Source organism: Novosphingobium sp. Leaf2 (assembly GCF_001421325.1).
In the GTDB taxonomy this organism is placed as follows: Bacteria; Pseudomonadota; Alphaproteobacteria; order Sphingomonadales; family Sphingomonadaceae; genus Novosphingobium.
Map to the genome: position 1 here is coordinate 156,872 of NZ_LMJY01000019.1, position 14,499 is coordinate 171,370.

The following is a 14,499-nucleotide window of genomic DNA, read 5'->3' on the forward strand; positions in this document are numbered from 1 at the left end:
CATCATGGATACGCGCCGCTATCGCCTGCTCGTGACAATCTTGTGTCACCTGCTGGCCTGCCTGTTCGCCGCCGCTCCGGCCCACGCCGCCCCGGGGCCCGGCGCGCCGACTCACATTTCAGCCGAACTCGTCGCCGGGCCGGTGCGCGATGGACAAGCCACGCTGGCGATCCGGATGACGCCGCAGCCCGGCTGGCATGGCTATTGGCTGAATCCGGGCGATGCGGGGCTGGGCATGCAGCTGGCGTGGGACGTGCCCCCGGGCGTGAGCGTGGGCACCCCGCGTTACCCGGTGCCGCGCACGCTGGTGGTGCAGGGCCTGATGAACCACGTATACGAAAGAGAATACGCGGTGCTGGTGCCGGTCACCCTGGGCAAGGCCACGGGCCGCGTACCGGTGCGGGTCAAGGCGAACTGGCTGGCCTGCACCGAGCAGCTATGCGTGCCCGAACGCGCCGAACTGGCGACCGAGATAGTGCCCGGCGCCCAGCACGACGCCCGCTTCGATAGCTGGACGCAGGCCCTGCCTGCCCCGCTCGATGCGCCCGCCACGTTCACGCTGGACGCGCGCGCCCTGCGCATCGCGGTGCCGCTGCCCGCGTCCGTGCCGCTGCAGGGCCCTCACCTGTTCGTCCAGCAGGACAAGCTGGTGGACTATGCGGCAGCGCAAACCTTCAGCCGCAAGGGCGATACGCTGCTGATCTCGATCCCTCGCGCGCGCTTTGCGGGCCAGGATGCGCAAGCGGTGCAGGCGGTGCTGCGGCTCGATGCGGCCGGCAACGGCATCGCGTTTTCCGCACGTCCCGGCGCCGTGCCCACCGGCGGCGTACCGGTGGCCGGTACGGGCGCGGCGCAAACGGACGGATCGGCATTGCCCGCGCTGCCATGGCTGCTGCTCGCCGCATTGGCTGGCGGTCTGCTGCTCAACATCATGCCGTGCGTGTTCCCGATCCTGTCGCTCAAGGCGCTGAGCCTCGCGCGCGCCGGGGAGAGCCAGCGCCACGCGCGGGTTGAGGGCCTTGCCTATGCCGCGGGCGTGATCGTCGCCTGCCTGGCGCTGGGGGCGATCCTGCTGGTGCTGCGCGCCGGCGGCGAGCAGGTGGGCTGGGCGTTCCAGTTGCAAGAACCTGCCGTCGTGGTGGCGCTGTTCGCGCTGGCCGTAGCGATCACCGCCAACCTGGTCGGCCTGTTTGAATTCGCCGTGCCCGGCTTTGCCTCATCCGGCTCGCCGCAAGGGGCCTTCGCCACCGGCTTGCTCGCCGCCTTCGTTGCCACCCCGTGCACCGGCCCGTTCATGGCCAGCGCGATGGGCGCGGCGCTGCTGCTGCCGGTGGCGCCCGCGCTGGCACTGTTCGCCACGCTGGGCCTTGGCATCGCCCTCCCGTTCCTGGCCGTGGCCTTCATTCCCGCGCTGCGGGCAAGGCTGCCCCGGCCGGGCAAGTGGATGGAGACGTTCCGGCACATCATGGCCGTGCCGATGGGCCTAACGGCGGCGGCGCTGGGCTGGCTGGTGTGGCGCGTGGGCGGTACCGGCTCGCTGGCCTATGTGCTGGCGCTGGCCGTCCTGCTGCTGGCGCTGCTCGCCTTGGCGGGACGCGCGCAGCGGCGCGGCAAACCAGCACTGGTGCCCGCGCTGGCAGTCGTGGCCGTGCTGGCACTGGGCGTGCTGACGATGCCGAAACCGGCCCCGCAGACGCAGGCGGAAAGCTCGATCCTTAACGCCGTGCCGTTCTCCGCGCAGGCACTGGCCGACGCTCGTGCCGGGGGCAAACCAGTGTTCGTGTGGATGACGGCGGACTGGTGCCTGACCTGCAAGGTCAACGAAAACGTCGCGATCGAGCGCGAGGACACCCGCGCCGCTTTCGCGAAGGCCGGCGTGGTCGTGCTGCGCGGCGACTGGACCCGGCGCGACCCCGAAATCACCCGCTACCTGACGCAACAAGGCGCGGCCGGGGTACCGCTGTACATGTGGTACGGCCGCGATGGTCAGCCGCAGCAACTGCCGCAAGTGCTGACGCCGGCCTTACTTGCGCAAAAGGCCGGGGCCTAGAAACAGCACAAGGCTGCGGAACGGGAACAGCCCGATCCGCAGCCTTGTGCATTATCGTTCGCGGTAACTTCAGCCGTGCTTTTTCGCGGCAGCCTGCTTGGCCTTCTTCGCATAGTGGTGATGGGCTACCGCACAGCCGGCAGCCGCACCCATCACGGCATGGCCCTTGCCGACCATGTGACCGCCTACAGCACCGACGGCGGCGCCACGGATGCAACCCTTGGCCATCACCGGCTGCGCGGCCACCATCATCAGCGGCAGGGCGATCAGGGAAACGTACTTCATGGCAGCATCCTTCAGCATAAGGTTGATGCCCTGAAAACGGCCATTGCCGGGGGATGTTTCATTAACTTTCCGTCATGTTCATGGCGGCCTTGGGCGTGGCACCGCCGCCACGACGTTGTTGATCCGGACTGGCCGGGACGGTGGTCAATCAGGCTCGTCCTGCGTAGCGAAGGCTCTGATTTTCTCAACCAGCCAGCGTACGCCCGGATCCGACATCCGGGTGGGGTGATACTGCACCACTTGCTGAAGCGGGGCGAGATTGGCAGGCACCACAGCATACCGAATATCGAACTGCTTCGTCATGAGCCTGGCCAGCTTGGCGTGCATCAGCACCAGCCGCTGCGTGCCGATCAAAAGCCAGGGCAGGACCGTGAACGAGGATGCGACCACTTCGACGCGGCGTTCGTACCCCAATTGCGCCAATTGCCGGTCGCCGACCGTGGCAGATCGATGATTGCCCACCGCGACGGCAACGTGCCCGTACCGAAAAATCGCGTCGATCGTCACGCCCTCAGCGAAAATCTCGTGATCCTTGGCGCCCACCAGGACGTACGTTTCCTCGTAGAGCGGCTCGGTCGGCACGTTTGCCAGCGCGTACTCGCTGGGGCTGATCAACAGGTCGATCTGACCCCGGCGCAATTGTTCGGTGGCATGTTCATCGGCCAGGATGAACTGGAAGCGCAGGCCCGGTGCCGTTGATGCAAGCTGTCGCGAAAGCGGCGCCAGGATAGCGGCCACCACGTAATCCGAAGCCACGATCCGAAATTCCCGGTCCGCGTGCTCAGGCACGAATTGCACCGATGACGTCAGCGCGGATTCGGCGCTGCGCAAGCAGGCCTGCACTTGCGGCAAAAGGATTTCCGCGAACGGGGTGGGAAACATTTGCCGCCCGTGCATCACCAGCAGTTCGTCGCGAAAGTATGCGCGTAATCTGCCAAGGGCCGCACTCGCTGCCGGTTGACTGACACCCAGAATTTCGCCCGCACGCGCGGTATTGCGGGTTTCCATCAGCGCTTCGAACGCGACGAAAAGGTTCAAATCCATGCCCTTGAACCGCACCGCTCGTTTCCCTTCAACTTGTTTTCGTTATCGCTATCAACTCGATCAATCAATTTCACAAGGAGATAGAAGCGCAGTAGATGTTCACTGGTAAGGTCACTTGTAAAAAGACGTGCCAATGGGGAGTATGCCGGTGAACAGATATGCCGCAACCATTCTGCTGAGCGCAACGATGCTCAGTTCGCCTGCCGTGCGGGCACAGACCGCCGAAACACGCAGCGCCGAAGCGGACGCCTCGACCGTTGGCGATATCGTGGTGACCGCGCAGCGCCGCAGCGAAAGCCTGCAGCGCGTTCCGGTCAGCGTCACCGCGCTAAGCAACGAAGTCCTGAAATCACAGAACCTCAATGACCTGACCCAAGTCTCGCGCGCCGCGCCGTCGCTTCAGGTCGGTACGGACAATTCTTTCGTCGTTCGCGGTGTCGGCACGCTGGCCTTTGCCGGCACGATCGACAGCAGCGTCGCTCTCGCGATCGACGACGTCAACCTCGGGCGGCCGCTGCTTAACAGCCCGATGTTGAACGACATCGCCCAGGTGGAAGTACTCAACGGGCCCCAGGGCCTGCTGTTCGGAAAGAACGCTTCCGCCGGCCTGCTCAACATCAAGACGGCGCGCCCGAAACTGGGCGAATACTCCAGCTCCACCAATGTCGAGCTGGCCATGCGCTCCACCCCTGGCGCGGATCGTGATGCGCCGGGCATCATCCTGCGGGAAACGCTCAACATTCCCGTGTCGGAAAATTCCGCGCTACGTTTGAGCGGCCTGTATTCCTATCAGGAGCCGGGTACGACATACGTCGGTACGCCCAACCCTGGCACGCGGCATGACATCAACGCGCGCAGCTATTCGGTGAAAGCCAAGTATCTGGCGCAGTTGTCAGACCAGCTGTCGTTCTATGTGATCGGCGACTATAACGAAAACCACGGCATCGCCGGCATTTTCGACAACACCTATCGCTCCGTCGATGCTACCAGCATCAACTTGCGACCGCTTGCCGCAGACGGAATCACGGCAGGTGCTGACAACCTGCTCTTCGGCGGCGATGCTGACCAGTATCGCGATATCAAAACCGGTGGCGCACAAGCACAAGTAACGTACGAACTTGGTTCGGGTGTGGAAATAAGCAACCTGTTCGCATGGCGTTTCTACACCCAAGACCAAGCGGTTGACGGCGATTACCTTTCCGCCAATGGACTGAACATCAATTCGAGCAACGGTCGGTACGACCAGTATTCCAACGAACTGCGCGTGGCACTGCCGGCGGGCAATCGCCTGAGCGGCCAGGTCGGGCTGTACTGGTTCAAGTCCAAGCTCGATACCGCGCGCCAGCTTGCCGGAAACAGCTACACGCCAGCCTCCGTCCTTGCCGGCAATCCCTTCTGCGTCGGCGCTGTCATCGCCGCCAGCTGTGCCCGCAGGAACTTGGCTCAGGTGGGCAGTGACCGCGATTACGTGCTCGACACCGAGAGCTACGCCGCGTTTGGTCAGCTTACGTATGACTTGACCGACGCGTTGAAGCTGATCGCTGGCGGCCGTGTGACCCATGACAAGATCGACCTCGATCTGACCCAGAACCAACTCAATTATTTCCAGACGCTGAGCGGGCCGCGCGGAAGTTTCGAGTCGAACTACAAGAACACGGATTTCAGCTGGAAGATCGGGGCACAATACCAGGCCACGCCGACGCTCATGCTTTATGCCTTCTACGGGCGCGGATACAAGGGTCCCGGCTTCAACGACAGCTTCCCCACCGCAAATGCGGACGTCGTCGTGCGCGAGGAAACGTCTTTGACGGGTGAAGCCGGCATCAAGTCGTCGTTCTTCGATCACCGCCTGACCTTCAACGTGTCAGCATTCCACACCAATTTCAGCAACTTCCAGGTACAGTCCTTCGATCCTGGCCTGGCCACCTTCGTGGTTCAGAATGCCGCCAAGGTCATTTCCAAGGGCATCGAAGCGTCAGTCATCGTCGCTCCGTTCCAGGGCCTGACCATAAACGGCTCGGCATCGATCCTTTCATCAAAGTTCGACAAGTTCACCGGCGCCCAGTGCTACCCCACCCAGACCACCTTCGGCTGTTCTGCAACCGTCAGCGTCTTCGATGCATCGGGCCTGACCCTTCCTGCCGCGCCCAAGTTCACCTCGTCCATGCAGGTCCAGTACGAAGTGCCTGAAGGCAGGGTGCGCCCCTTCATTCAGGGCAACTGGTATCACCGCTCCTCGATCAACTACGTGGTGAATCGCGCGCCCGGCGCCGGACTTGGCGCAGTCGACATATTCGGCGCCAGCGTAGGCGCCAAGATCGGCGACCAGTTGCGGGTGTCCTTGTTCTGCAAAAACTGCACGAACAAGATCTATCCGACCGCGATCGGTATCGATTCCGGCGATTCCAATGCTCGCAACGCCCGGGGGCAACTCACGCCGAAGCTTTCGTACACCCAGCAATTCGGCCTGGATTCGGTGCGCGTGATCGGCGTGAATCTCGGGATGGACTTCTAAGCGCCTACTCGGAAAGGGCATTTCGCATGTCGGCAGACACCCTTAGCAGGCGGGCCATTCTTCAAGGTTCCGCTTTGGCCGGCATGGCGGTTTCGGCGCCGGCAACGGCCAGAAAAATGGTGTCCGGCAAGCAAGGCGGCCGCTTCCCCGACGGATTTCTGTGGGGAGCGGCCACTGCGGCGCATCAGGTGGAAGGCAACAATACCACCAGCGATTCCTGGACGATCGAGCACGTGCGCCCCACGTCGTTCGCCGAACCATCGGGTGATGCCTGCGACAGCTTTCATCGTTGGCCACTCGACCTCGACATCGTGCGCGACCTGCATCTCAATACGTATCGCTTCTCGATCGAGTGGGCACGCATAGAACCCGAGCAGGGGCAGTTCTCGCTGGCCCTGCTGGATCATTACAAGGCCATGATCGCTGGCTGCGCGCAGCGAGGGCTTCACGCGGTCGTAACGTTCAACCACTTCACCTGTCCGCGCTGGTTCGCGATGCTGGGCGGCTGGACCAATCCCGATGCGCCCGTCCTGTTCGCGCGCTACTGCGATCGCGCAGCACGGCACTTGGCAGGCTCGATACACAGCGTCGTCACGCTTAACGAGCCCAACCTGATGGCCCTGCTGCGCTTCAAGCTGCCGCCTCAGGCGTTTGCCCGCAACGATGCGATCATGGCGGCGGCAGCGCGGGCTTGCGGGTCCAGGGTCTTCGTTGGTCAGTTCATCGAGAACGAAGCCCAGTCGGCGGCGATGCAGCCGATCATGATCGAGGCCCACCGCCAGGCCCGCTCGGCGATAAAGGCGGTACGCTCGGATCTGCCGGTCGGTTTCAGCCTGGCGATGGAAGATGATCAACCGATCGGCCCGGATAGCATAATCGGCAAAAAGCGGGCCAAGTGCTACGATGCCTGGCTGCGCGAAGCGCGCACCAACGATTTCATCGGCGTACAAAACTACGAACGCGCCCGGATAGACGCCACCGGGCAGATGAAGCCACCTGCGGACGCACCCTTGAGCACGCGGGGCACCGAAATCTATCCGGCGTCGCTGGCCGGCGCCGTTCGCTATGCGTGGGAAACCGCCCGCGTCCCGGTGCTGGTGACCGAACACGGCATCGGCACCGCGCGGGACGAGCAGCGCGCCGCCTTCATTCCCGCCGCCTTGCGTCATCTCAAGACGGCAATGGACGAAGGTGTGCCGGTGCTGGGCTATATCCACTGGTCCCTGCTCGACAATTTCGAGTGGATTTTTGGCTACGAGCCGAAGTTCGGGATCGTGGCGGTGGACCGGACAACCTTTCGGCGTTCGCCCAAGCCATCGGCCAAGGTTCTGGCCGACATTGCCCGCGCAAATGGCTTCTAAACCCTCCCGCGACAGCGCGGCGGCAGGCTGCTTTCGGGGCCGATACCTGGCGTGCCGCGTATCGCCATTTGTTTACATGAGGACCGGCACATGAATGATCTCAAGATCCTTGTCATCGGCGCAGGGATTGGTGGTTTAGCGGCTGCGATTGCTTTGCGGCGGGCCGGCCATCAGGTGACGGTGATTGAACGCGACCCGACCTGGTCGGTCTACGGTGTCGGCATCATCCAGCAGTCGAATGTGATCCGGGCGATGGATCAGTTGGGCATACTCGAGCAGTTCCTCGATGCGGCCTGCGGTTTCGATGCGGTCGAGATTTACATTCCGTCAGGCGCGAAGGTCGCGCGGGTGCCTTCGCCCAATCTGGTCCCGGGCAAGCCGGCCAACGTGGGCATCGGGCGCCGGGCTCTCCAAAAGGTGTTGGGCGACAGCGCGAAGGCGCTGGGCGCACAGATCCGTCTTGGCCTCTCCGCCGCCGCCATCGCCGATGATGGCGAAGGTGTCACGGTGTCCTTGTCCGACGATAGCGAGGCGCGCTTCGATGTCGTCGTCGGCGCCGACGGTGTTTACTCGCAGACGCGTGAGGCGATTTTGCCTAATGCAGAAAAGCCCGCGTTTACCGGGCAGGGCGTTTGGCGCTATAACTTTCCGCGTCCCACCGATCTTGACGCTCTGCATGTCTATAACGGCGCGGTAGGTGTCGGCCTGGTACCCATGAGTGCCGATCAGATGTATCTGTTCGCAACCAGCCCGGAAGATGGCAATCCGTTCTACCCGCGCGCGGGGCTTGCAGCCGTGATGCGCGAGAAGCTGGCAGGCACAGCGCCCCAGATCCAGGCTTTGGCAGAACAGATCACCGATGACGCCGGTGTCGTCTATCGCCCGCTGGAGGCGCTGATGGTGGAAGGACCTTGGCACAAGGGCCGCGTGGCGCTGCTGGGCGATGCGGTCCACGCCACCACCCCACATCTGGGCCAGGGCGCGGGCATGGCGATCGAGGACGCCATCGTGCTGGCCGAAGAGATTGGCCGTCACGACACGCCGGAGGCTGCCTTCGTCGCGTATCACGACCGGCGCTACGCGCGCTGCCGCTACATCGTCGAGAAGTCACTGGAGATTTGTCACGGCCAGATCGGCCGAGGACCCCCGGTGGATAACCATCAGGCGACGGGTGAGATGTTCGCGCTCGTCTCCCAGCCCATCTGACCGATTTATCGAAGGATACCAACGATGACCCGCGTAACCGAGATCCGCTATGTTGGCTACGGCGTCGAGAATTTCGATGCCGAACGTGCCTTCTACGCCGACGACTGGGGCCTTGTCGAAGTGGCGGCCAAGGACGGCGCCGCCTGGTTCAAGACCCACGGCCACGATGAACATCACGTGGTGCGCCTGCACCAGTCGGACGTGAACCACGTCGAGGTGATGGCGTTTGCGGCCGACACTCGCGCCGATGTCGATGCACTGCACGACAAGGTCGTGACCGCCGGCTGCACGGTGATCTTCACGCCCCAGGACCTGGACACGCCAGGCGGTGGCTATGCATTCCGCTTCTTCTCCCCGGATGGCCTGCCCTTCGAGATTTCCGCCGATGTCGCCCGCTCGACCAGCCGCGCGATGGAGCGTTGGGAGGGCATGCCGGTAAAGATCAGCCACATCGTCCTGCACTCGCCCGATCACCAGGCGATGGTGCGGTTTTTCGTCGACGTGCTGGGCTTCAAGGTCAGCGACTGGCTGGGCGATTTCATGTGCTTCCTGCGCTGCAACGAGGCGCATCACCGCGTGGCGATCCTGCCGGGGCCGCCATGCCTCAACCACGTGGCCTACGATATGCTCACCGTGGACGACATGTTCCGCGGCGTGCATCGCCTCAAGCAGCGCGGCACGGATCTGCGCTGGGGGCCGGGCCGGCACACGGCGGGCAACAACACCTTCAGCTATTTCTGCACGCCGGCGGGCTTTGCGGTGGAGTACTCGTCGGAATTGGACAACGTCGATTTCGATAATCACGTCGATCAGGTCCACGCCCCCAGCCCCACCATCATGGACCAGTGGGGCATCGGCGTGGGCGGACCGCAGACGATGCCGCATCCCAAACCCGATGCCCGCCTGTTCCAGGCGGCGGAGTTCTGATCATGGCGCTTTTCGAATACTTCCCCAATTACATCTGGAACCTGTCGGTTTCGATCGCGATGGAATCGGGCGGGCAGATCGGTGAGATCATCGACATGTGCAAGCCGATCCGCGATGCCGCAGCAGGCGGCGCGGATGCCGGCACACCGCAGTTCATGCAGGCCTGGGCGACGATGGGCGACAAGCTGCTGGAACTGGCCGGCGAGGACGAGGCCAAGGGTCGCCTGTTTTCCGCGTCCACCAAGCTGGAACGCGCGTCGCTGTATCTGCTGATCGCCGAGCGCATGCAAAGCCATGGCGCCCCCGGCCGCGAGGCGACGTACGCCAAGGCGCGTGCGGCATTCGACAAGTCGACCGTGCTGGGCAAGATCAACCGCGAACGGGTGGAGATTCCACTTGGCGCGGGCACAATGCCGGCTTTGTTCACGCGGGCGCCAGGCGAAGGCCGCAAGCCCGTGGTGGTGTTCTGCAACGGCCTCGATAGCTGCAAGGAGATGCTATACTGGACCCGCCTGCCGCTCGAACTGGCCCGGCGCGGCGTCTCCACCTTGTGCGTCGATCAGCCCGGTTCGGGCGAGGCGCTGCGTTTGCAGGGCCTGCCTGTCGATCCCCATTCGGAAAGCTGGGCGAGCAAGGCGGTGGACTGGCTTGAGCAGCAGCCCGAGGTCGATCCCGCCGCAATCGGCATGACCGGCATCTCACTGGGCGGTCATTTCGCGCCGCGCGCCGTTGCGTACGAGCCGCGCTTTGCATCGGGCGCAGTGTGGGGCGCCAACCACAACTGGCGCGAGGTGCAGGACAAGCGCATGGCGCGCGAGGGCGAGAACCCGGTCCCGCACTACTGGGCGCACGTGCACTGGGTGTTCGGCGCCAAGGACCAGGACGACTTCCTGGAGAAATCTGCTCAGATGGACCTCAACGGCCACATGGATCGCATCACGGTGCCGTTCCTGGTCACCCATGGCGCGAACGACCGCCAGATCAGCCCGGCCTACGCCGACGACCTGTACGACCAGCTGGTCAATTCGCCGCGCCGCGAGAAGGTGATCTTCACCGCCCGCGAAGGCGGTGTGGAGCATGTGGGCGCAGACAACATGACCTTCGGGCGCGATCTGCTGGCGGACTGGTTTGCCGAAACGCTGGGCGGCCGGGCGGGATAATGGCCCGCGCGGTTCCAGCTCAGGACTACATCCGGCGCGAAGTGTTGGTGAGCATGGCGATCAATGCGGTCATCTCGCTGGGCTTTTTCCTGCTGGTGTTCGGGCCATCGCAACCCGCTCCGGTCTGGGGCGTGGGTGGATGGGTGTTCGATTTTCTGCCCCAAGGCTTCATGGTGGCGCTGATGGGCACGATCGTGCCGGGCCTCATCGCGTCAAGGAAGCGCGCGCGTGGGGCAGTTGCACCCTTGGATAAAGGGTCTCGGTTGCCCCGCACCGTCCTGCCGCTCGCGGTGCTTCTGGCAGCGGTCAGCGCGCTTGCTGGCACGATGCTGGTCGCATTGATCGTGTGGCTGTCGGATATATCAAGCCTCAGCCCGCTTGCCGGCAGCGGGCTCAAGATCGTCTTCGGAGGTCTGCTCGGGGGCCTTGTCACATACACCGGCCTGAATGCGCTCTTGTCGCGCAGGTGATTGAAAGGAAAGCCCAATGCCCCGCCAGTTTATCGATCTGTCGATCACATTGTGCAACGATGTCGTAAGCGATCCGCCGTTCCTGCGGCCCAAGATCACGTACCAGACCCATGGGGAGACGTTGACGGAACTGCGGCACTTCTTCCCCAACGTGAAGGCGGAAGATACGCCGGACGGCGCCGGCTTCGCAGCGGCGGAATGGGTGACGCTGACCACGCACAACGGGACCCACCTCGATGCGCCGTATCACTTCCACCCCACGATGAACGGCAAGGACGGCGAGCCCGAACGCTCCATCACCATCGACGAAGTGCCGCTGGAATGGTGCTTCCAGCCCGGCGTGAAGCTGGACTTCCGGCACTTCCCCGATGGCTACGTCGTGACGGCCAACGACGTGGAAGCGGAACTGGCGCGGATCGGCCACGAACTGCAACCGCTCGAAATCGTGCTGGTGAATACCGCGGCGGGCAAGGCGCTGGGTCGGCCGGACTTCGTCAGCGTGGGCTGCGGCATGGGCTATGAAGCGACGATGTACCTGACCGAGCGCGGCATCCGGGTGACCGGCACCGATGCCTGGTCGTGGGACGCCCCGTTCGTGCATACGGCCAAAAAGGTCGAGGAAACCGGGGACACCTCGCTCATCTGGGAAGGGCACAAGGCGGGCCGCGACATCGGTTACTGCCATCTGGAAAAGCTGCACAACCTGGAAGTGCTGCCCGGCCACGGCTTCACCGTCAGCTGCTTCCCGCACAAGATCGAGGGCGCGTCCGCCGGCTGGACCCGTGCCGTCGCCATCATCGAGGACTGAGCCCCATGCGCCTTGCCACCCTGGACAACGGCACCCCGGACGGACAGCTTGTCGTCGTATCGTCCGATGGCGCACGCTGCCTGCCAGCCCCGATGCCAAACCTGCTGGGTGCGATGGCGGGCTGGAGCTCCGCCGAGCCTTCGTTGCGCACGCTTGCGGCAAGGCTTGAGGCCGAAGACGGCGAAGCGCTGGACGCAGGGCGTCTGCGTGCACCGCTGCCCCGCAGCTGGCAGTGGCTCGATGGGTCGGCCTTCGGCACCCACGGCGAACTCATGCAGATCGCCTTCAACCTGCCACCGATCGAAACCGATCGCCCGCTCATGTACCAGGGCATGTCTGATCGCTTCTACGGCCCCACCGAACCGGTGCCGTTCCCCAGCGAGGCGGACGGCATCGACTTCGAGGGCGAATTCGGCGTCATCGTCGATGCCGTGCCGATGGGCGTCACGCCCGCGCAGGCGCTTGATCACATCAAGCTGGTAGTGCAGATCAACGACTGGTCGTTGCGCACCATCGCGCCAGTCGAGATGAAGACCGGCTTCGGCTGGGTCCAGGCCAAGCCCGCATGTTCAATGGCCCCCTTTGCCGTTACGCCCGATGCACTGGGCGATGCCTGGCGCGACGGGCGGGTCTGCATGGACCTGCATATCCACTGGAACGCCGCGCCCTTTGGCCATGCCAACGGCGCGGCCATGGACGTGGGCTTTCACGATCTCGTCGCCCACGCCGCGCGCACCCGCGATCTGGCCGCCGGCACGATCATTGGCTCGGGCACCGTCTCGAACCCGAACTACGCCCAGGTCGGCTCAAGCTGCATCTCCGAAGTGCGCGCCATCGAAATCATCCGCGACGGCAAACCCACCACCGCCTTCATGCGCTATGGCGACACCATCCGCATGGAAGCCAAAGACCAACTGGGGAAAGCGCCTTTCGGCACAATCGAGCAAGCTACCAAGGCGTATTGAGCGTTCTGTAGGCGGCGCTGGACTCGTCGCGGCACGCCGACTTTCGTAAGTCAGTCTTTTAAAACCGAAAAGGCAATGTTGACGCAAAGCACGCTCGTACCTTACGCCGTCTCATGTATTCTGGATCCAGAATTAACCTGGTAAATGCAGCGCAAGAGGCACAGGCATGACGCGTAATGGCCTTCTACTTTTTTCTTGCGCGTTAAGTCTGATGGCCACTTTGCCGGCAGAGTCCAAAGAGGTTGTGCTTGCGCCCACCACGCCTTGGAACCTGGATGCGTCCGATGGAGGATGCGCGCTAAGACGCGGCTTTGGCGATGCACGACGTCCGTTGATACTGGAAATGCGACGATTTGCTCCTGGCGATCGCTTCGAATTTTCCCTCGGCGGCGATCAGGTCAAGGCGTTTGGCAGCGACATAGCGATTTACTATGGTGACTTGACGCCGGAGGCCAGCCATTCCGTTCAGCGCGCCAAAGCTAATCGCAACGAACAACCGCCCGTCGATCTGGTTTATACGACCTCAAGCCTCGGACCGGAAAGAGACTTTAGCGGCGTGGACCTTGTTACGCCCGAGATGGAGGAGAGCGTCCACGCCATCGCCGTCAAGTCTGGGGGGCGATCAATCCGGCTGGAAACCGGCTCGCTTGGCAAACCTTTTGCGGCAATGCGCCAATGCACCGCCGCTCTTGTTGCATCCTGGGGTTTGGATGAACGTGTCCAGGCAGGCCGGTTGCGACAGTTAAGACCGCTCGGCCAAACCCAGTGGGCCCCGGAGATTCAAAAGATATATCCTTTGGAACTGGCCGCTAAAGGGATGCAGGCGCGTGTCAATGTGCGAATATTGGTGGATACGGACGGTAAACCGACGACTGCAAAGTTCTTCGTTCTTACAACGACCCACAGTTTGACAAAATCGCTTGCGACAAGATGATGGAAGTCGCGCGATTTACGCCGGCCCTTGATAAAGATGGCAAGCCTGTCGCCTCATACTATGCGACGACAATAAGCTGGACAATCTCGCAATTTCCGTAGGCACGACGAAATTTGCCAAGGCGATTGGGGTTTTCATATCGACATAGCGCAGTGCCCTGAAGACAGGCTAACACGCGCCTCCTGTCGCGTAGAATGAAGGCCATTTGATGACGTTGTTCGATTTGCTGGTGCCCACTTACACACAGATGCTTGGCGCTTTGTCAGCCTGGCTCGCCAAGGCCGAGGCGCAGATGGACGGCAATGCGGATGCTTTGCTTTCCGCGCGTTTGACCCCTGACATGTTCCCGCTGGCGACACAGGTGCGCTTTGCCTGCGTGCAGGCGCAGGAAGGCATTTTTCGGCTGCGCGGCGAGGCGTTTCCCCCCTCCATTGCCGAGCTGCTGGAGGAAGGGCGTAATGCGCAGCAAAAGGCTGGTTCGATCGCGGACGCACGGGCCCAGATCGCCGAAACGCTGGCGGTGGTCGAAGCGGCAACCGCAAACCTGCCCGAAATCGATCCGGCCACGCCGATCGCGCATGCGTTGCCGCAAGGCATGGTTTTCGATCTGACCGCCCAGCAGTATGCGCGCGACTGGGCGCTCCCGCAGTTCTACTTTCATGTCATGACCGCCTATGCGATCCTTCGCGCGCATGGCGTGGACCTGGGCAAGGCGGACTACGTTTCGCACATGTTCGGCTATCTGCGCCCCGGCACGATGCCCGCGCAGTAGCG

At 63.2% G+C, this 14,499-nt stretch carries 14 protein-coding genes; 12 read left to right on the forward strand and 2 right to left on the reverse strand.

Features of this window, described 5'->3' with window-relative positions:
* Positions 1-4: 4 nt before the first annotated feature.
* Positions 5-2,050 carry a protein-disulfide reductase DsbD family protein gene (locus tag ASE49_RS15095; RefSeq protein WP_056774311.1) on the forward strand — a complete coding sequence of 682 codons (2,046 nt, stop codon included), beginning with the start codon at positions 5-7 and terminating at the stop codon, positions 2,048-2,050.
* 69 nt (positions 2,051-2,119) lie between these two features.
* Here the strand turns inward: ASE49_RS15095 and ASE49_RS15100 are convergent, their stop codons facing one another.
* Positions 2,120-2,335, reverse strand: a complete 216-nt coding sequence (locus ASE49_RS15100) for a hypothetical protein (protein WP_056774529.1) — start codon at positions 2,333-2,335, stop codon at positions 2,120-2,122.
* A 144-nt stretch (positions 2,336-2,479) separates the two neighbouring features.
* On the reverse strand, positions 2,480-3,379 hold the full coding sequence (locus tag ASE49_RS15105) for a LysR family transcriptional regulator (protein WP_235523007.1): 900 nt from the start codon (positions 3,377-3,379) through the stop codon (positions 2,480-2,482).
* A 148-nt stretch (positions 3,380-3,527) separates the two neighbouring features.
* Between ASE49_RS15105 and ASE49_RS15110 the strand changes: the two genes are divergently transcribed.
* From ASE49_RS15110 to ASE49_RS15155, 11 genes are all read left to right on the forward strand, one after another.
* On the forward strand, positions 3,528-5,894 hold the full coding sequence (locus ASE49_RS15110) for a TonB-dependent receptor (protein WP_235523008.1): 2,367 nt from the start codon (positions 3,528-3,530) through the stop codon (positions 5,892-5,894).
* A 26-nt stretch (positions 5,895-5,920) separates the two neighbouring features.
* A complete protein-coding gene (locus tag ASE49_RS15115; protein WP_056774318.1) occupies positions 5,921-7,255 on the forward strand; it encodes a glycoside hydrolase family 1 protein in 1,335 nt (444 codons plus the stop codon).
* A 90-nt stretch (positions 7,256-7,345) separates the two neighbouring features.
* Entirely contained in the window at positions 7,346-8,461 is a 1,116-nt protein-coding gene (locus tag ASE49_RS15120; RefSeq protein WP_056774320.1) for an FAD-dependent oxidoreductase, read from the forward strand.
* Positions 8,462-8,485: 24 nt separating this feature from the next.
* Positions 8,486-9,388: a VOC family protein gene (locus ASE49_RS15125; RefSeq protein ID WP_056774323.1), complete on the forward strand. Its 903-nt coding sequence runs from the start codon at positions 8,486-8,488 to the stop codon at positions 9,386-9,388.
* Between the two features lie 2 nt (positions 9,389-9,390).
* Complete coding sequence (locus ASE49_RS15130; protein WP_056774325.1) at positions 9,391-10,548, forward strand: alpha/beta hydrolase family protein; 1,158 nt, start codon at positions 9,391-9,393, stop codon at positions 10,546-10,548.
* On the forward strand, positions 10,548-11,018 hold the full coding sequence (locus tag ASE49_RS15135) for a hypothetical protein (protein ID WP_056774328.1): 471 nt from the start codon (positions 10,548-10,550) through the stop codon (positions 11,016-11,018). Before ASE49_RS15130 ends, ASE49_RS15135 begins: the two co-directional genes overlap by 1 nt.
* 16 nt (positions 11,019-11,034) lie before the next feature.
* A complete protein-coding gene (locus tag ASE49_RS15140) occupies positions 11,035-11,826 on the forward strand; it encodes a cyclase family protein (protein WP_056774331.1) in 792 nt (263 codons plus the stop codon).
* A gap of 5 nt (positions 11,827-11,831) precedes the next feature.
* Positions 11,832-12,791: a fumarylacetoacetate hydrolase family protein gene (locus tag ASE49_RS15145; RefSeq protein ID WP_056774333.1), complete on the forward strand. Its 960-nt coding sequence runs from the start codon at positions 11,832-11,834 to the stop codon at positions 12,789-12,791.
* Between the two features lie 166 nt (positions 12,792-12,957).
* Positions 12,958-13,725 (forward strand): hypothetical protein, encoded by a 768-nt coding sequence (locus ASE49_RS15150; protein ID WP_162234260.1) that lies wholly within the window; start codon positions 12,958-12,960, stop codon positions 13,723-13,725.
* Positions 13,707-13,826 carry a hypothetical protein gene (locus ASE49_RS18980; RefSeq protein WP_442946032.1) on the forward strand — a complete coding sequence of 40 codons (120 nt, stop codon included), beginning with the start codon at positions 13,707-13,709 and terminating at the stop codon, positions 13,824-13,826. The genes ASE49_RS15150 and ASE49_RS18980 overlap by 19 nt, the downstream gene beginning before the upstream one ends.
* A 107-nt stretch (positions 13,827-13,933) precedes the next feature.
* Positions 13,934-14,497, forward strand: coding sequence for a DUF1993 domain-containing protein (locus ASE49_RS15155; RefSeq protein WP_056774339.1), 564 nt, complete (start codon positions 13,934-13,936; stop codon positions 14,495-14,497).
* The last annotated feature ends 2 nt before the right edge of the window (positions 14,498-14,499 follow it).